Here is a 16,036-nt window from a genome sequence, read left to right on the forward strand (position 1 = left end):
AAGGTAGCGTCAGGCACGTCGAGGTCTTCCAGATGAGGCGTGTAGGAACCTTCATCTTCGGGAGGCCTCGACCCCTATCCGGCGACCGACGCGCCGACCCCAACTACACCCTGGATCCTGAAGAGCCCTCAAACGTTCCGATCAGCGAGAGCACCAAGCCGTCCTTAGGGCGTGTTGCTAAATGCTCGTTCAGCTACGGTCTTCGTGTGCTCGATACATCCAGACTCCGAATGAGGCGGCCTCGTGAAGCTGACGTCGATGCGGTCCTCGCCTATAGGTCGAGACCGGACGTGGCTCAGTACCTGAGCGCTGGAACGTGGACTCGGGAGCACACCGTGAGTGAGCTCTCCCTGTACGCTGCAGCGCGGTTCGACGGCCCCGGCGACGAGCTGGTTCTGGTTGTCGAGCTTCTTGAGACAGGCGAAGTTGTCGGAGAGGTCGGGCTCGTCTGGCTTCACGATGACAGCGCCGAGATTGGTTACGTGTTCAATCCCCGTTTCGGTGGGAAGGGCCTGGCAACTGAAGCTGTGGGCGCTCTCCTGGCTGCTGCCCTCAGCGACTGGGGCTTCGTTCAAGTGGTAGCTAAGACGGACGCCGCCAACGAATCTTCGCGTGCGCTTTGCGAGCGGCTTGGCATGAATCTGGTCGCGACGACGCTCACAACGGACGGGCGAGGCGTCGAGGAATCTGCCTACGCTGTGTCGGCATCGGCAAACTGAAGATCAGTTCGGAGAAGAAGAGCTGGGTCTCTCGGCCCACAGCAGGGTCGCGGCGAGGCAGAGGGCTGCGTGGTAGTTACGGGCGGTCTTGTCGGAGCGCATCGCGATGCCCCGCCACTGTTTCAGCCGGTTGAAACACCGCTCGACGACGTTCCGGCCCTTGTAGTCGTCCGCGTCGAACACAATGGGCCGGCCCGGACGCTTTCGGCGATGTGCGATTTGGTCGTTGCGCTCAGGGATCGTCGTCTTGACGTCCCGTGCCCGCAGCCATGCGCGGCTGGCCTTCGATGGGTATCCCTTGTCGGCGCGCAACCGGTCCGGCCGAAGTCGTGGACGTCCCGCGGTCGGGACGCGGATCTGGTTCATCGTCGCCGGCAACATGATGGTGTCGGCGACCTGGCCGCCGGTTACGACGAACCCGAGTGGTCGGCCTCTGCCGTCGCAAACGAGATGTGTCTTCGTCGTGAGCCCGCCGCGCGACCGGCCGATCGCATGATCCGACGGCTCAGCGGTGGACTTGTTGTAGTTCGAAGTGCCCTTTTTAGCCCGTGGCAGTGTCGCTCCATGCTGATGCACGCGTGCGATTGTGGAATCGATTGACGCCACCCAGTCGATGTCCCCATTGCGCTCGACTACGCCTTGCACGTGTTCGAGAACACGCGCCCAAAGGCCGTCCTTCGCCCATCGGTCAAAGTTGCGGTAGATCGTGTTCCAGTTTCCGAACCGCTCCGGCAGGTCTCGCCACGGAGCGCCCGTCCGGAACCGCCACACCACCGCTTCCACGATGACCCGACGATCGACTGGCGGGCGTCCTCTCGTTTTTGCAGGCGGGAACAGCGGACCGATGACAGACCACGTTTCGTCAGAGATCACGTCACGCGACACAATCCAAGGATGACCGAACGGTTCCGGCCGGCCGTTTAGCAACACGACCTAGGCTCGTACCGGAGCACGCCGGGGACTTGGTATTCAGGGTCGTCCGGCAGCCACCAGAAACCGGACCACTCGGCAGACGTGTCGAGGTTCAAAGGGTCATTCGCCACGACTCTCCTTGTTGAATTCGGTGGAACTACTTCTCTCCGCTATCAGAGAGCCTTACCTGTCTGAACTGCATCTTGGTTCGATCGCATGTTTGCCACCTTAAGGGTGCGTCGCGTTGATGGTCTTGGCCAGCTTCTCGAAGTTGGCCAGCGTTGTCTGAGAGAGCGCCTCTACCTTCGACGGGTCACTAAGCAAGACCGCCGCTGGACGCCAGTGGTCGAATTTGCTGTCCAGTGCCTCGAGCCGGAGAAGAAGGCGATCTGGGTGATCCGGCAGATCGCTCACCTTGTGCTTCTTACCGAACGCCTCGTTATACAGCTTTAGATAGTCCCCGGCCGTGAAAAGGTCCTCGATGTCGCTGTGCTTCTGGTTGAGGACGGACCCGACGAAGATAATCCGGCCCCCGTCAATCTTGTTCGCCCGCACCGCAGCCTCGACCTTTCCGCCGCCCTCGGTGCCGGAGTCGAGCAGGACGGTGACTGAGACCTTCTTACCCAGTAACGAGACGAACGCAGGTACGTTCGATGCACCTCCGGCAGGGAGGACGCGCCAACGCTCGTCAAGACCTTCACGACCCTGGTCGCGTAGGTAGCGACCGACGATGTCGAGGTAAGCGAGATCCGAAGGCCCCTCTACGAGCAGGTTCCTCTCCCCGATGAAGAGGTTCTGCGACAGGTCGTAACCGAGCGCAGCCTGAAGCGGGAACGCACTATCTTCACCGACTTCTAGCGCATCCGAGGACGTGACGGACCCGACGTCGTCCCCTTTGTCCTCTACGACGCGGACACGCTCAATCTCCTCGACCATGAACGGCGAATGCGTCGTGTAAAGCACCTGCCCGGCTGGCGCGAGACGTTCGTTGATAAAGCGGAGGAAGTCCCGTTGGGCCTTCGCATGAAGCGTGAGTGCAGGCTCATCCAGAAGGATCACCACGTCTTCAGCCTGGTGCTCGAACTCACTGAACGCCGCGAGGAATGAGAAGAACCAACGGTACCCGGACGAGCGCTGCGAGAAGTTGTTCGTGAATTCGTGCTTTCGGTCCTCGACTCGGAAGTTGAGGTAGCGCACGACGCTGTGCATCCCACGGCCATCCTGAATGATCTCTGGCTCCGTCAGGATCTTGATGCGCAACTCAGGGTTCGTGCTCCAATACTCGGCCATCTCCCGTGACATGTCATTTGACACTGCCTCGAGCTCCGCGGTGCTGGACTCGAAATCCGAGTCGATCATGGAGTCCACGTCCGTGTCAGCGAGACGCAGGAGCGCACGGGCAGTCTGCTTCGAGGATGCGCCCGGCTGCTCATCCTCCTTCGTACGCAGCGAGGCTACATCGATGCGGCCTTCAAGGTTTTGGTAGTCGGCGAATCGGAAAAACTTCGGCATGCGCGCGCGTACCGTCTTCCGGGCAATCGCGTTCACGTCATCGCTGTCGCCGAGTAGTGCACTGATCCTCGCGAGTACGTCCTTGTTGGTTGTCCCCTGAACTAAACGTGCAGGGTCGGCGACAGCTTCATCTTGCCCTTCTAGAGCGGCTGCCGCTGCCGTTGCGGCCGTCTCGACATCGGCTGCTACCCGTACGGCGAGCTCGGCCTTGAGCGAAGCGACAGTGTCGTGAGCTTCCAGAAGAGAATCCGTGTCGGGGTGTCCGGCGAGGACGTTACGTAAGAACCGACCCTCATCGGTTCCGATCGTGACCCACACCTCACCGTCGTAACGCCGACCGATCGTAGTTGTCTTCTTCGTCGAGACGCCTTCGCCTAGTGCCTCGCGGAGTGCTGCGAGGTCATCAGCCTCTAATCGGAACTCAGCCTGAATCGGGGATACCCTCGAAAGTTCTTCCCCTCGGCCATCCCGCTTCCATCGCCAACGAGGGTAGTCGTCGCGTTCGACGAACTCATCACCGTAAACCGGATTCAGTCTGTAAAGCGCGTCGATCATTGTCGATTTGCCGGACTCGTTCATGCCGACCAGAGTCGTCACGTCTTCCTGGACTGGCACGTCTGTGGAATCCAGAACGTTTTTGTACCGGCGAACCCGGAACGATGTCAGTTTCACTTGTGCACCCCTCAGTAGATGTCGAGCCCTGAGTCTTCAGGCTACGGTGATGCACTGACATCGGAGCGGTTGCAGCAGGTCCAGCGTCCATCTCAGTGCGTGCAGCGTCTCAGTGAAGTCGCATTAAGACCGATCGGGCTTGGCGGAAGTCAGGCGTCGGATCGCCGACCGATGCTCGCCCAGTACGGGCACTCACCGTCGTGGTTAGTCCAATCGCACGCGTGCGGGCCCTCGTGGTGGTGCCACCCGCCAAAACGACCGATCTCTTCAGACCAGTGCTCTCAGCGGATGACCTTATGTGAACGGTCCGTGTTGTCAGCGACCATTGCCCCATCATCTCCTTCTGAGGATGAAAGTCTCATGCACTCTTCCGGTACGTCGCATTGAACACGGCCCCGGCGAGCCATTGCTTAAAGCTGCTGTTGTCCTGGAACTCCTTGAAGAGCTGAGTGTCATCTGAGATGAGGCGCAGCATGACTTGGCTGAGGGCACGGTCACTCTCGACGCGGGCGTTCACTGGGTCATCGTTGGCCTGCGCATTCTTGTAGGCCTCGTCCTCGGCAACCAGCCGCGGGATCTCTTCGGTGATGAACCGCTGGACACGATCCGCATCGTTCCACTCGATATTGCCGAAGTGATCGTTGAAACTCCGGACGATCGCCGAGAGCCTCTCGAGCTCCGGATCCGAGAGGTGTCCTCCGCTGGCAGCCGGGATCGGTGCAAGGGTGCCATCTTCGTCATCGAGCACGATCTTCATCGCCTTGAGCTTCTCAGCGCGATACGACTCCAAGTCGATGTTCTCGAGGATCCCGGCGGCGAGATCCTCCTCCTTGGGAGCCGGCAGTTTGGGCACCAGGTGGTCAAGGAAGATCGATCGCTTCTCCCACTCAGCGCTGCCGTAGGGCAGGACGGTGGAGAGGAAGTTGTAGGTGCGAAGGAAAGCCTTCGCACCGCCCTTGAACGCCACCTGATCGTCCTCGTCGGGCATCTCGATGTACTCCGCGACACTCACGTCGAGCAGCGGGTCCAGCTGGTCGCGCCTCTCCCCCGCCAGGTACCGGCTAACAAATTCTTCGACCTGCTCAGGTGTGTAGATCCCGAATGCGTCGAGGTCGTTGACCAGGTCATGCAACTTGTTGGCGTCTGTCTCTTCAGCCAGCACGGTCGTGCGGTAGTACGGTTCAAACGCGCGCTGGATCTCCTCAGCATCGTTGGCAAAGTCGAGAACGAAGGTGTCGTGCTTCGCCGGATGTGCCCGATTGAGCCGCGACAGCGTCTGCACCGCCAGGACACCCGACAACGCCTTGTCCACGTACATCGTGTGCAGCAGTGGCTCGTCGTAGCCGGTCTGGAACTTGTTCGCGACGACGAGGATCCGGCTCGGGTCGGTCTTCACCTGTTCGACGATCGCGTTGGAGGGAAAGCCATTCAAGCTTGCCTCGGTGACCTTCAGCCCTTTGTACTCGTGCTCACCAGAGAATGCGACGACCGCCTTGTACGGGCTCTTGCGGGCTGCGAGCGCGTCACGAATCGCATGGAAGTACTCGATGCACCGTGCGATCGACGAAGTTACGACCATTGCCCGCGCTTGGCCGCCGATCTTCCGCTTCGCGACCACCTGAGCAAGGAAGTGCTCGACCATGATGTCGGTCTTCTGAGCAATGGCGTGCTCGTTGCCCTCGACATAGGCACGAAGCTTCTTCGAGGCGCGCTTCGCATCGAACTCGGGATCGTCCTCCACAGTCTTCATCAGCTTGTAATAGCTGCCGACCGGCGTGTAGTTGGAGAGGACATCGATGATGAAGCCCTCCTGAATCGCCTGCTTCATCGTGTACGAATGGAATGGTCGGAAGCTGGTGCCTCCTTCGGCGTTGGGCACCGGCTCGCCGAACATCTCGAGCGTCTTGTTTTTCGGCGTCGCCGTGAAAGCGAAGTAGCTCGCGTTCGTCAGCAGCTTCTTGCCCTCGATGATCCGGTTGATCCGGTCCTCGACGGTGTCTTCGGCGTGGGCCTCGATGCCGCCGAGTGCGCTCGAGACGGCCGCCGAAGTCTTCGACCCCTGGGACGAGTGCGCCTCGTCGATAACGATGGCGAACCTACGGTCACGATGGTCTGCTCCGATGTCATCCAGGATGTACGGGAACTTCTGCACCGTCGTGACGATGATCTTCTTGCCAGCCGAAATCGCGCGGCGCAGGTCCCCCGACCGATCCGCGTGAACCACCGTCGAGCCCACCTGTAGGAACGACTTGATGGTCTGTGTGAGCTGGTTATCGAGGATGATGCGGTCCGTGACGACGATAATCGAGTCGAAAGCGATGCGACCGTCATGGGTCGTCTCGGTCAGCTGATGGGTCAACCAGGCGATCGAGTTCGACTTGCCACTACCTGCAGAGTGCTGGATCAGGTACCGGCGGCCCGCGCCGTTCGCCTCGACATCGGCGAGCAGCCTTCGGACGACGTCGAGCTGGTGGTAACGCGGGAAGATCGCCTTCGAGACCTTCTTGCCGGTCTTCTGATTCTTCTCGACAACGATCTGTGCGTAGTTCTCGATGATCCCCGCGAGGCTGAGCGGAGCGAGCACCTCCCGCCAGAGGTAATCGGTCATCACGCCATCGGGGTTCGGCGGGTTGCCGGCCCCGTCGTTGAAGCCCCGGTCGAAGGGGAGGAACCATGAGGAAACGCCCTTGAGCTGGGTGCAGAATCGGGCTCGCTGGTCGTCGAGCGCGAAGTGCGCGATCGTCCGACCGAACGCGAAAAGCGGCTCGCGGGGGTCTCGGTCGCGCTGATATTGCTGGACCGCGTCCTCGACCGTCTGGTTCGTGATGTTGTTCTTCACCTCGAACGTGAACACCGGCAGTCCGTTGACGAACGCGACGAGGTCGACAGCGTCACCCGTGTTGCTCACGCTGTGATGCACCTGTCGTGTGACCACAAATCGGTTTGCCTCGAAAAGAGCGGCAGCCTTCGAGTTCGCCGCGTCGGGCGTCGGATAGTACAGATCAACATGCAGACCGAGGTGATCGATGCCGTTGCGCAACATATGCACAACGCCACGGCGCGTGATCTCCCCCTGAAGCCGCGCAAGGAACTTGTGACGCGTGGGCGTGTCCGAGGCTAGTCCAAGCGGCTCAATGAGGTCGGGCTGGGTAGCCTCGACGAACTCCGTGAATCGGCCAAGATCGAGCGCGTAGGACGCAACGTAGCCGGCAGGCGCTCCCTCGGCCCATCCCCCGTCGACCATCTGGTCGACGATAAGTGCCTCCAAGCTCTCCTCATTGAGACGCCGCATGCTCACTCCTCGCTTTCGCCCAGTTCGTCCTCGAGGTCATCATCCAACAGCGAGTCCAGATCGGTGTCCTGTTCCGGGGTGTTAGGCAACGACTCGGCGATCCCGCGGACGTCGACCTGCCCCGTCACGACATCGGCGACAAGGCGGGTTCGGAACTCTTGAAGCAGTTCTATCTCTCGCAAGGTGAGCGCGATTTGCTGATTCAGACGCGCGGTGTCGGCGATGATCGAGCCAACTATCGCCTGCTGCTCCTCGATCGGCGGCAAAGGCATCTTCATCGACATGAGCGTTGACGTGTAGAGCGGGCTCATTCCGTCACCCACGCCTCGTGCATTGATCCGGAGTCCTTCCGCGAACACCGGGTCTAGAAACAAGTTCTCGAAGTAGTCGTGGTACACCAGAGAACTTGGCTTCAGAACCGTGTAGTTTCTCGTAACCATGCCTGGCGTGCGACACCATCGAAATAGTCCCATGTGCGCCCGATATTTGTTAAGGACGAAATCTCCACGGTTGCATTGCTGCAGGTTATCCGAGTTCTCTGCCGCAATCGTCCCTGATCCTGGGGCACCACTCGGGACAAGGCCCACTGAGCGGGTGAGAGATAGTTGCGGGAGCGCAGAGTCGGTCACTGCTCGTGAAACCGGCTTGAAGATGCTGCGAGCAGGAACGAGACTCCAATGTTCGGGCAGAAGCCCAATCCACGGGACGCCGGAATCAACGAACGGCACTGTCCGGTCCAGACCCTTCGTGACTACGCGATTCACTATTTCGCGCGCCTGCTCTTCAAGGAGCGATATGAGACGAGTCCTCGCGGCGATTGCCCTACCGATGCGACTGTTCGCATGGGCGAGATACTTTGCGATCGCTGCCTGCTCATCCGCCCGTGGTAGCGAAACTTCGATGTTTCGCATGTGAGAAATGTCGAGATCCCACTGCCCGATCCGCACGCCGTCCGATGCTGCGCCGAATTTTGCCACATAGGGCTTACTTCGCAAAAGATACTCGCCGAAACGCGGGACCTCGAAGTCGGCTTCGAACACGAAGTAAGCAGGACTAACTATTCCGTCTACCGGGGCGAGTCCCAATGAGCCCTGCCAGGCCTTCATCTTGTTTATGACTAAGTCTCCCGACCGTGCAACCTTGTAGTTACCAAGATCGTCAGGAATCGCATTGTGATTTGCATCTTCATCTGAACGGACGAATACGCCGCGTTCACGGGCGACGGTCAGAAGTGGAAGATCAGGCCTGTCCCTTTCGCTGCGGGGAGTCAGGAGCGATCGAAGAGATCGGGTTTCCCACGCATCCGCCGATCTATCCACCCGCGGAGGAGAAAACATTGACACTGCCATCAGTCCTCACCTGCGATCTCAGCGATCAGGTCTTCAGTCTCTGCCTCCAGTGCACGGATGTCGGCCTGAATCTCAGCCAGGGTGCGCATCGGCGCGGGCTTGTAGAAATGACGAGTAAAGGAGATCTCGTAGCCGATCTTCGTCTTCGAGTCGTCGATCCAGGCATCAGGGGCGTATCGCTCGACTTCGCGACGGAAGAATGCTTCGACGCCGTCAGCATAATCACCCGCGGGCTCGTTGAGCGGTACCTGTTCGGTGTCGCGCAGCTCGATGTCGGGCTCGTACTCGACGACGCGGGCACGGCCGTCGATGACGGCTTCGTACCTCCCGTGCAGCGGATCCGGCGTTGCAGCGTACGGCAGTGCCTTGCGGATGAGAGGCGGAGCGCTCTCGTCGCGCACGCCGTCCTCCTTCAGCTGCTTGATCTCCTTCGCCGTGTAGACACGGTGCGGGTCGACACCGGCGATGCGCAACGGCCGCTCGACGGTGATCTTGTGGTACCCGAAGTCCACGCCGTCGAACACCTTCGAGTGATCGGTGTCTTCGTACTCGTCGAAAGCCGTGAACGCCTCGAGGACCTTGTCGGCGTCAGCCGAGCTGACCTCTACGCTCTTCTCGCCCAGGTTCTTGCGCAGCGGCGTGAACCAGTCGGTGGCGTTGATGAGCTGGACCTTGCCCTTGCGGCGATCTTCCTTGCGGTTGGAGAGCACCCACACGTACGTGGCGATACCGGTGTTGTAGAACATCTTCAGCGGCAGCGCGACGATCGCTTCGAGCCAGTCGTTCTCGATGATCCATCGTCGGATGTTGCTCTCGCCCTGGCCAGCGTCACCGGTGAACAGCGAGGAGCCGTTGTGCACCGATGCGACCCGGGAGCCGAGCTCGGTGCCCTGCTTCATCTTCGAGATCAGGTTCGCGAGGAACATCAGCTGGCCGTCGCTGCTACGCGTCACCAGCGAGAACTCGCTGTCATTGTCGTGGTTGACGACAAACCTTGGGTCGATGATCTTCTTCGCGCCGCCGAGGCGATCCTGGTCTGTCTTCCAGCTCTTGCCATACGGCGGGTTGGAGAGCATGAAGTCGAACTCCTGCCCTGCGAAGGCGTCGTTCGACAGGGTGGAGTGCTCCGGTCCGCCGACAATGTTGTCGGCCGCTTTGCCGTCGCCCTTGAGGATCAGGTCGGCCTTCGCGATCGCGTAAGTCTCGGCGTTAATCTCCTGCCCGTAGAGGTGCGTGGAGACCTTCTTGCCGGACAGCTCCGTCAGATGCTTCAGGGTCTCCTCGGCGACGGTCAGCATGCCACCGGTGCCCATCGCACCGTCGTAGAGCCGGTATGTACCCGCCGGGATCGTGTCTGCGATGGGTTCGAACATCAGCCGGGTCATCAGGCGCACAGCGTCACGCGGCGTCCAGTGCTCTCCGGCCTCTTCGTTGTTCTCCTCATTGAAGCGACGCACCAGCTCTTCGAAGACGGTGCCCATCCCGTGGTTGTCCAGCCCCGCTGGGGAGAGATCAAGGTCTGGAGCGAGGAACTTCTCGATCAACGCACCGAGCGCGTCAGCCTTCGTAAGCCGAGGTAGCTGGTTACGGAACTCGAAGTTGTCGATGATCTCCTGCACGTTTGGCGAGAACCCGTCCAAGTAGGCCTCGAAGTTCTGCCGCAGGCGCGTCGAGTTCGACACGTGCCGCAGATCCTGCAGCGAGAAACCAGACGTGTTGTAGAAGTCCTGCTTGGCCGCATCGCGCAGCGGTGCGTCCTGGTCAGCGACGCCCGCTTCGTCCAGCATCTTCTTCATCGCCATCACTGCATCACGCGTCGGGCCAAGGACGCTGTCCAGGCGACGCAGGACCGTGAAGGGAAGGATCACGTCCCGATACTTGCCTCGAACGTAGAGGTCGCGGAGGACATCATCAGCGATATTCCAGATGAGCGCCGCGATTCGTGCGTGGTTGATGGAGCTGTGTGGCACGGGGATCCTTCACTTGTGACTAGACAACCTGCCAAGCGGCGGGGCGACGAGACTGGTACTAGTGACGCCGCCCAACCACCACTGAAGGTAGACGGCACCACTGACATTCTCTCAGCTCGCGTGAAGTCTTGCCTGCCCGGTCAGGCATCCACGATGCTCACCCCGTTCGCCATGCAGGACCAGCACACGCAGCGGACATCACCGGCGAACGATCAGTGCGTGCGCCTCGACGCCGAGTTGCTCCGCTAAGGCGTCGACCGAGTCCAGGGTGAGGTTGCGCTCCCCACGCTCGATGCCGGCAAGGTACCGAGTCGAGACACCGAGTTCCTCGGCGAGACCTTCCTGCGACAGATGGCGCGCAAAGCGCAGATCGCGCACCTGCGCTCCGAGCACCTTTTTCAGCGGATCTGTCACACAACCAGCCTCAGGTCTGGTAGTCATAACTTCCAGGAAGTTATCGCTTCCAGTTACGGTCACGGCAGGGTCGCTCGCGACTCGAACTGGGCCGCATCAGACCTCGAAGGAGAGCATGCCCTTGCCCGATTCGCAGCAGATCCCCGACGGGAGCGCGACAGTTCTCCCCCGCGTCCTGCACACACCGCGCAGCAGGGCACTGCTCTCGGAATCGTGGGCTCAAGCAGAGGAGGCAAAGCGGAGGGAGCGGGCAGGCGATGACCTCCAGCTTCCCTATGAAGCCTATGCAGCGGGCGAGCCCTGCCGCGCTTGTGGGCGCGCCCTTCTCGGCGAGCCGGCCCCGGGCACGGACGAAGAGGGCCTTGCGCGGATCGACGCCGACAATGCCGAGTTCCGAGCCGCGCACACGTCATGCAACATGGGCGTTTGGCGTCTCGAGAACAACCGGGTGGAGCACTGCCACCTGTGCTGCCCGTTCCCGCCACTTTCGCCAGCTCAGCGCGATGAGCTCCGGCAGCTCCTATACCCGCCCTCCTTCCACATCGACCGCAGCACCATCTGGCAAGTGGAACTGACCTGCCAGCACGTCGAGACCTTGGCCGGGCATTCCCCTCGCTGCGTGGAACCGACCGTCCAATGCACCGAATGCGCCGTCATCCGTGGCGTGGTCAAAGCAGTGCGAATCGATGACCAGGCGACGGATGGCGACGACAGCAGCGTCACCGAGGGCCTCCTGCCCGACTATCAACGACTCACAGATGAGCAATGGAGCTGGATCAAGCACATCGTTCACACAGAAGATCACCCTCGCCGCGGGCGGCCACGCACTGACATACGCACGATCGTCGACGCCGCTCTCTACAAGACCCGCACCGGCATCACGTGGCGCGAGCTCCCCGCAGAGTTCGGGTCATAGCAGACCGCCTTGCGCCGGCACAACCAACTGGTGGCGAACTCCCAGTGGGACGAGATCACTCGCACTCTGGCGGAACGAGACCTGCCCCAGTGAACCGCGGCGTCGTTGCGGCGACCGACTTTTGAGTCAGACTGCTTATTGAGTCAGCGCACCTGCCGAGAGATCGCGCGTCGAACGACTCGAACCCACCCCAGAACTGGCCATCCGAGGCTGCGTCCCAGAAAAGCTCCCGCACTGCGGAAACGAGAATCGGCCCCCGCGGAAGCATCGCAGAGGTCGATCAAAACCCCAGGTCAGCGAGACAAAAGCTTAGCAACTAATGGTGGATCGGAACTCGACTGACGAGCCAGATCCGAAGCTGCGAAGATAAAAGCCCTGGTCAGAAGCCTGTTTTAGACATTGAACCTGAATTCAACCACATCCCCATCCTGCATCACATACTCCTTGCCCTCCATGCGCACCTTGCCCGCGGCCTTCGCGTCGGCCATGGATCCGGCGGCCATGAGGTCGTCGTAGGAGACGATCTCCGCCTTGATGAAGCCCCGTTCGAAGTCCGAGTGGATCACCCCGGCGGCCTTGGGGGCGGTGTCGCCCTGGTTGATGGTCCACGCGCGGGCCTCCTTGGGGCCGGCGGTGAGGTAGGTCTGCAGGCCCAGGGTGGAGAAGCCCACGCGGGCCAGCTTGTCGAGGCCGGACTCGTCCTGGCCCTCCATCTCCAGCATCTCGCGGGCCTCCTCCTCGGAGAGCTCCACCAGATCCGCCTCGAGCTTCGCGTCCAGGAACACGCACTGCGCGGGCGCCACCAGCGCCTTTAGCTCAGCCTGACGCTCGGGTGAGGACAGCACGCCCTCGTCCGCATTGAACACGTAGATGAACGGCTTGGCGGTGAGCAGATTCAGCTCACGCAGGTTGTCAGTGTCCAGCTTCTCGAGCCCGGCGGCCTCGAAGATCGTGCGGCCCTCGGCCAGCACCTTCTCCGCGGCCCGGTAGGCGGCGAGCTGCTCGGGCGAGCCCTTCTTGATCTTGACCTGCTTCTCCAGCTTGGGAATCGCGTTCTCCAGCGTCTGCAGGTCCGCGAGGATCAGCTCGGTGTTGATGGTCTCGCGGTCCGAGGCCGGGTCGATCTTGCCGTCCACGTGGATCACGTCCGGATCGTCGAACACGCGGATCACCTGGGCAATCGCGTGCGCCTCACGGATGTTGGCCAGGAACTGGTTGCCCAGCCCCTCCCCCTCGGACGCGCCCTTCACGATGCCCGCGATGTCCACGAAGGACACCGTTGCCGGCACGATCTTCTGGGAGTCGAACAGCTCCGCGAGCTTGTCCAGCCGCTCGTCCGGCAGGTTCACCACGCCCACGTTCGGCTCGATGGTCGCGAACGGATAGTTCGCGGCGAGCACCGTGTTGCGCGTGAGCGCGTTGAACAGGGTTGATTTTCCGACGTTCGGCAGACCGACGATTCCAATAGTAAGAGCCACGGTCCGCCATCTTACCGGGGCCGCCCGACGACGCCGCCACGCGACTCCTCGGCCCACCCCCACCCCTGACACATGTCACGCCCCACTCGTGACAATCAGCAGTTCAGCGCCGACCCGCCGCACGGGAATCTGGACTCATGAACACCACACACCCACCGCAGCCCCACTCCCCCGCCATCCAGGTGCAGGATGCCGTCAAGACCTTCCGCACACGCTCCGAGACGGTCCGCGCCGTGCAGGGAGTCTCGCTGGAGATCCCGCGCGGCGGCGTCGTCGCCCTGCTGGGGCCGAACGGCGCGGGAAAGACGACCCTGCTGGACATGGTGCTCGGCATGAGCGAGCCCACCTCCGGCGAGGTGAGCGTGTGTGGCGAGCGCCCGCGCGCGGCCGTGGCCCACGGGAAGGTGGGCGCGGTGCAGCAGGTGGGCGGGCTGCTCGCGGACCTGAGCGTGCGCGAGACCGTGACCATGATCGCGTCCCTCTACCCGGACCACCTGCCCGTGGACGAGGCGCTGGAACGGGCGGGAGCGGCGTCGTTCGCGCGCCGGAAGGTGGCCAAGTGCTCGGGCGGGCAGCAGCAGCGCGTCCGCTTTGCCCTGGCCCTGCTCCCGCGCCCCGAGCTGCTCGTGCTGGACGAGCCGACCGCGGGCATGGACGTGCAGTCCCGCACCGATTTCTGGGACGCGATGCGCGCCGAGACCGAGCGCGGTCTCACGGTCGTGTTCGCCACGCACTACCTCCAGGAGGCGGAGGACGTCGCCGAGCGGATCGTCCTGATGGATGCCGGGCGCGTCACGTTCGACGGCTCCGTGGACGAGCTGCGCTCCATGTCTCGGCACCACACCGTCTCTTTCGTGTGGCCGGCGGGCGAACCGCTGCCCGAGTTCGCGGGCGCCACCGTCTCGCGCCGATCGGAGTCCCGCGTGCACCTGCGCACCGAGGACGCGGACGCCCTCGCGCGCGAGCTACTGACCCGCACCCCCGCGAGCGCCCTGGAGATCTCCCGCGGCGGCCTGGACGAGGCGTTCGCGGCGTTGATCCATCGAGACGACGCGGCCGCGTGAACCCGCGCGCAGCGCACCGCGGGTGACCGCACCGTTCTCCCGCCCCTCCCCTCGCCCCGCAGCTCGTGCGCCCATAACCGCACCCAGACCCCAAGGAGCCCGTCATGTCCCTGACCTACACCGCCCACGACGTCCTGCGGAACGTCCGCGCGATCCCCAACCTCGTCTTCGTGGCCCTGCTGCCCGCCGTGCTGTTCATCCTGTTCGGCGCGGTGCAGGGCTGGTCCGACGCCCGCCTGCCCGGGGGCAACGTCTCCGCGTACGTGATGGTGTCGATGGCCGTGTACGGGGCCGTCACCGCCACCACCGCGATCTCCGCCGGCGCAGCCGTGGAACGGCTGCAGGGCTGGGGCCGGCAGCTCGCCCTGACCCCCATGGGCACGGGCGGCTACGCGGCCACCAAGGTGGCGGTGGCTCTGCTGATCGCCGTGCTGCCCGTGGTCATCGTGTTCCTGGTGGGAGCGTTCACCAACGCCGCGATGGACGACCTCTGGCGCTGGACGCTGGCCGCCGTGCTGTGCGTGGTGGTCTCCGTGGTGTTCGCGTTCTACGGGCTGGCCGCGGGCCTGATCTTCCGCTCGGACACCGCCGTGGGGGCCGCCTCCGGCGCCCTGGTGGTGTTCGCGTTCTTCGGCAACGTGTTCATGCCGCTCTCCGGCGGGATGCTGGCCGTCGCCCGCTTCACCCCCATGTATGGAATCGTGGGCATTGCCCGCTATCCCGTGACCGAAGGTGAGGTGGCCACCATGGGCGGTGCCCCGCAGACCGACAGCCTGCTGTGGCTCGTGGTCAACGCCGTGGCCTGGGCCGCCGTGTTCGGGATCATCGCGCTGCTGGCAGCCCGGTCCTCCACGGGCCGCCGGTGAGCGCCGCCACGCGGACCGCCCCGCGCCCACGCACCGAGGAACCCGAGCACCATTGGTCCGACCTGCTGTTTGCCACCGTCTGGCTCGTGTTCCTCGTGATCCCCGCCGCGGCACTGCTGCAGAGTGACGAGCCGGTCTGGGCCAGGGCCCTGGGACTGCTCGGACTGGCGCTCTTCGCCGGGCTCTACACGGTCTCCTGGATCCGGCAGATTCTGCTTCCGTACCTGAGCGTGCTGGGCAACGCCGTGCTGTGGTGCGCGGTCCTGCTGGTGCCGCTCACCCTGTTGCTGCCGGCCTCCCCATGGGGCATGGCCTACACGGCACCGTTCTTCGTGGCCGTGTGCGCGTTCCGACTGCCCTTGCGCCAGGGCATCCTGGCCTCGCTCCTGATCGAGACGGCCGCCCTGGTTCCGCTGCTCATGCTGCTCCCCCGGGAGCAGTGGTTCTGGCCGCTGTTCGGCCTGGTCCTGCCCGGGCCGATCATCCTGCTCTCCCGCTTCGCCGTGGATCGCTCCGAGACCCACGAGCGCCTGGCCCGCGAGCTCGAGATCTCCCGGCAGCGAGAGGCCGTGGGTCGGGACGTGCACGACATCCTGGGCCACTCCCTCACGGTCATCACCGTCAAGACGCAGCTCGCCCAGCGGCTCGTGGAGACGGACCCGCAGCGCGCCGTCGCCGAGCTGGACGACGTCCTGGCCCTGTCCCGCGAAGCCCTCACCGACGTCCGCTCCACGGTCGGCAGGCTGCGCGACCTGGACCTGGGCGTCGAACTCGTCCAGGCACGCGCGGCCCTGCGCGCCGCCGGGATCAACCCGCACCTGCCGTCCTCGGTCCCGCTCCTCGACGCCGTCACCCGTTCCGTGTTCGCATAA

The 16,036-nt window shown here is 62.9% G+C and carries 12 protein-coding genes; 5 read left to right on the forward strand and 7 right to left on the reverse strand.

Going from position 1 to position 16,036, the window contains the following annotated elements; translation table 11 throughout:
• Nucleotides 1-719 (forward strand): GNAT family N-acetyltransferase (locus tag ABD264_RS04270; RefSeq protein WP_344204568.1); only part of this gene is annotated, 719 nt, incomplete at its 5' end.
• Between the two features lie 3 nt (nt 720-722).
• On the opposite strand, the gene ABD264_RS04275 is transcribed toward ABD264_RS04270, so the two are convergent.
• The 6 genes from ABD264_RS04275 to ABD264_RS04300 form a co-directional block, all read right to left on the reverse strand.
• Nucleotides 723-1,592 (reverse strand): IS5 family transposase, encoded by an 870-nt coding sequence (locus ABD264_RS04275; RefSeq protein WP_344204570.1) that lies wholly within the window; start codon nt 1,590-1,592, stop codon nt 723-725.
• Nucleotides 1,593-1,859: 267 nt separating this feature from the next.
• Nucleotides 1,860-3,815 (reverse strand): AAA family ATPase, encoded by a 1,956-nt coding sequence (locus ABD264_RS04280; RefSeq protein WP_344204572.1) that lies wholly within the window; start codon nt 3,813-3,815, stop codon nt 1,860-1,862.
• A gap of 358 nt (nt 3,816-4,173) precedes the next feature.
• Complete coding sequence (locus ABD264_RS04285; protein ID WP_344204574.1) at nt 4,174-7,107, reverse strand: type I restriction endonuclease subunit R; 2,934 nt, start codon at nt 7,105-7,107, stop codon at nt 4,174-4,176.
• Between the two features lie 2 nt (nt 7,108-7,109).
• Nucleotides 7,110-8,450 (reverse strand): restriction endonuclease subunit S, encoded by a 1,341-nt coding sequence (locus tag ABD264_RS04290; protein ID WP_344204576.1) that lies wholly within the window; start codon nt 8,448-8,450, stop codon nt 7,110-7,112.
• Nucleotides 8,451-8,455: 5 nt separating this feature from the next.
• Nucleotides 8,456-10,426, reverse strand: a complete 1,971-nt coding sequence (locus ABD264_RS04295) for a type I restriction-modification system subunit M (RefSeq protein ID WP_344204578.1) — start codon at nt 10,424-10,426, stop codon at nt 8,456-8,458.
• 198 nt (nt 10,427-10,624) lie between these two features.
• Entirely contained in the window at nt 10,625-10,840 is a 216-nt protein-coding gene (locus ABD264_RS04300; protein WP_110919384.1) for a helix-turn-helix domain-containing protein, read from the reverse strand.
• Between the two features lie 115 nt (nt 10,841-10,955).
• Between ABD264_RS04300 and ABD264_RS04305 the strand changes: the two genes are divergently transcribed.
• Nucleotides 10,956-11,756 carry a transposase gene (locus ABD264_RS04305; protein ID WP_344204581.1) on the forward strand — a complete coding sequence of 267 codons (801 nt, stop codon included), beginning with the start codon at nt 10,956-10,958 and terminating at the stop codon, nt 11,754-11,756.
• A gap of 392 nt (nt 11,757-12,148) precedes the next feature.
• Here the strand turns inward: ABD264_RS04305 and ychF are convergent, their stop codons facing one another.
• The gene (gene ychF, locus ABD264_RS04310) at nt 12,149-13,234 is read right to left on the reverse strand and encodes a redox-regulated ATPase YchF (RefSeq protein WP_344204583.1); all 1,086 of its coding nucleotides are present in this window, start codon (nt 13,232-13,234) and stop codon (nt 12,149-12,151) included.
• A gap of 137 nt (nt 13,235-13,371) precedes the next feature.
• Here ychF and ABD264_RS04315 point away from each other — a divergent pair, with 137 nt between their 5' ends.
• The 3 genes from ABD264_RS04315 to ABD264_RS04325 all read left to right on the forward strand — a co-directional run bounded on the left by ABD264_RS04315 (nt 13,372) and on the right by ABD264_RS04325 (nt 16,036).
• Nucleotides 13,372-14,298, forward strand: coding sequence for an ABC transporter ATP-binding protein (locus ABD264_RS04315; RefSeq protein ID WP_344204585.1), 927 nt, complete (start codon nt 13,372-13,374; stop codon nt 14,296-14,298).
• A gap of 104 nt (nt 14,299-14,402) precedes the next feature.
• Nucleotides 14,403-15,164, forward strand: coding sequence for an ABC transporter permease (locus ABD264_RS04320; protein WP_344204587.1), 762 nt, complete (start codon nt 14,403-14,405; stop codon nt 15,162-15,164).
• A complete protein-coding gene (locus ABD264_RS04325; RefSeq protein WP_344204589.1) occupies nt 15,161-16,036 on the forward strand; it encodes a sensor histidine kinase in 876 nt (291 codons plus the stop codon). The genes ABD264_RS04320 and ABD264_RS04325 overlap by 4 nt, the downstream gene beginning before the upstream one ends.

The organism is Kocuria salsicia (genome assembly GCF_039532055.1).
Lineage (GTDB): Bacteria > Actinomycetota > Actinomycetes > Actinomycetales > Micrococcaceae > Kocuria > Kocuria salsicia.

Bases quoted from the DNA above. Each gene is read 5' to 3' on its own strand.
- ABD264_RS04285 (WP_344204574.1), bottom strand. From the start codon at position 7,107: ATGCGGCGTCTCAATGAGGAGAGCTTGGAGGCACTTATCGTCGACCAG.
- ABD264_RS04305 (WP_344204581.1), top strand. From the start codon at position 10,956: ATGCCCTTGCCCGATTCGCAGCAGATCCCCGACGGGAGCGCGACAGTT.
- ABD264_RS04315 (WP_344204585.1), top strand. From the start codon at position 13,372: ATGAACACCACACACCCACCGCAGCCCCACTCCCCCGCCATCCAGGTG.
- ABD264_RS04320 (WP_344204587.1), top strand. From the start codon at position 14,403: ATGTCCCTGACCTACACCGCCCACGACGTCCTGCGGAACGTCCGCGCG.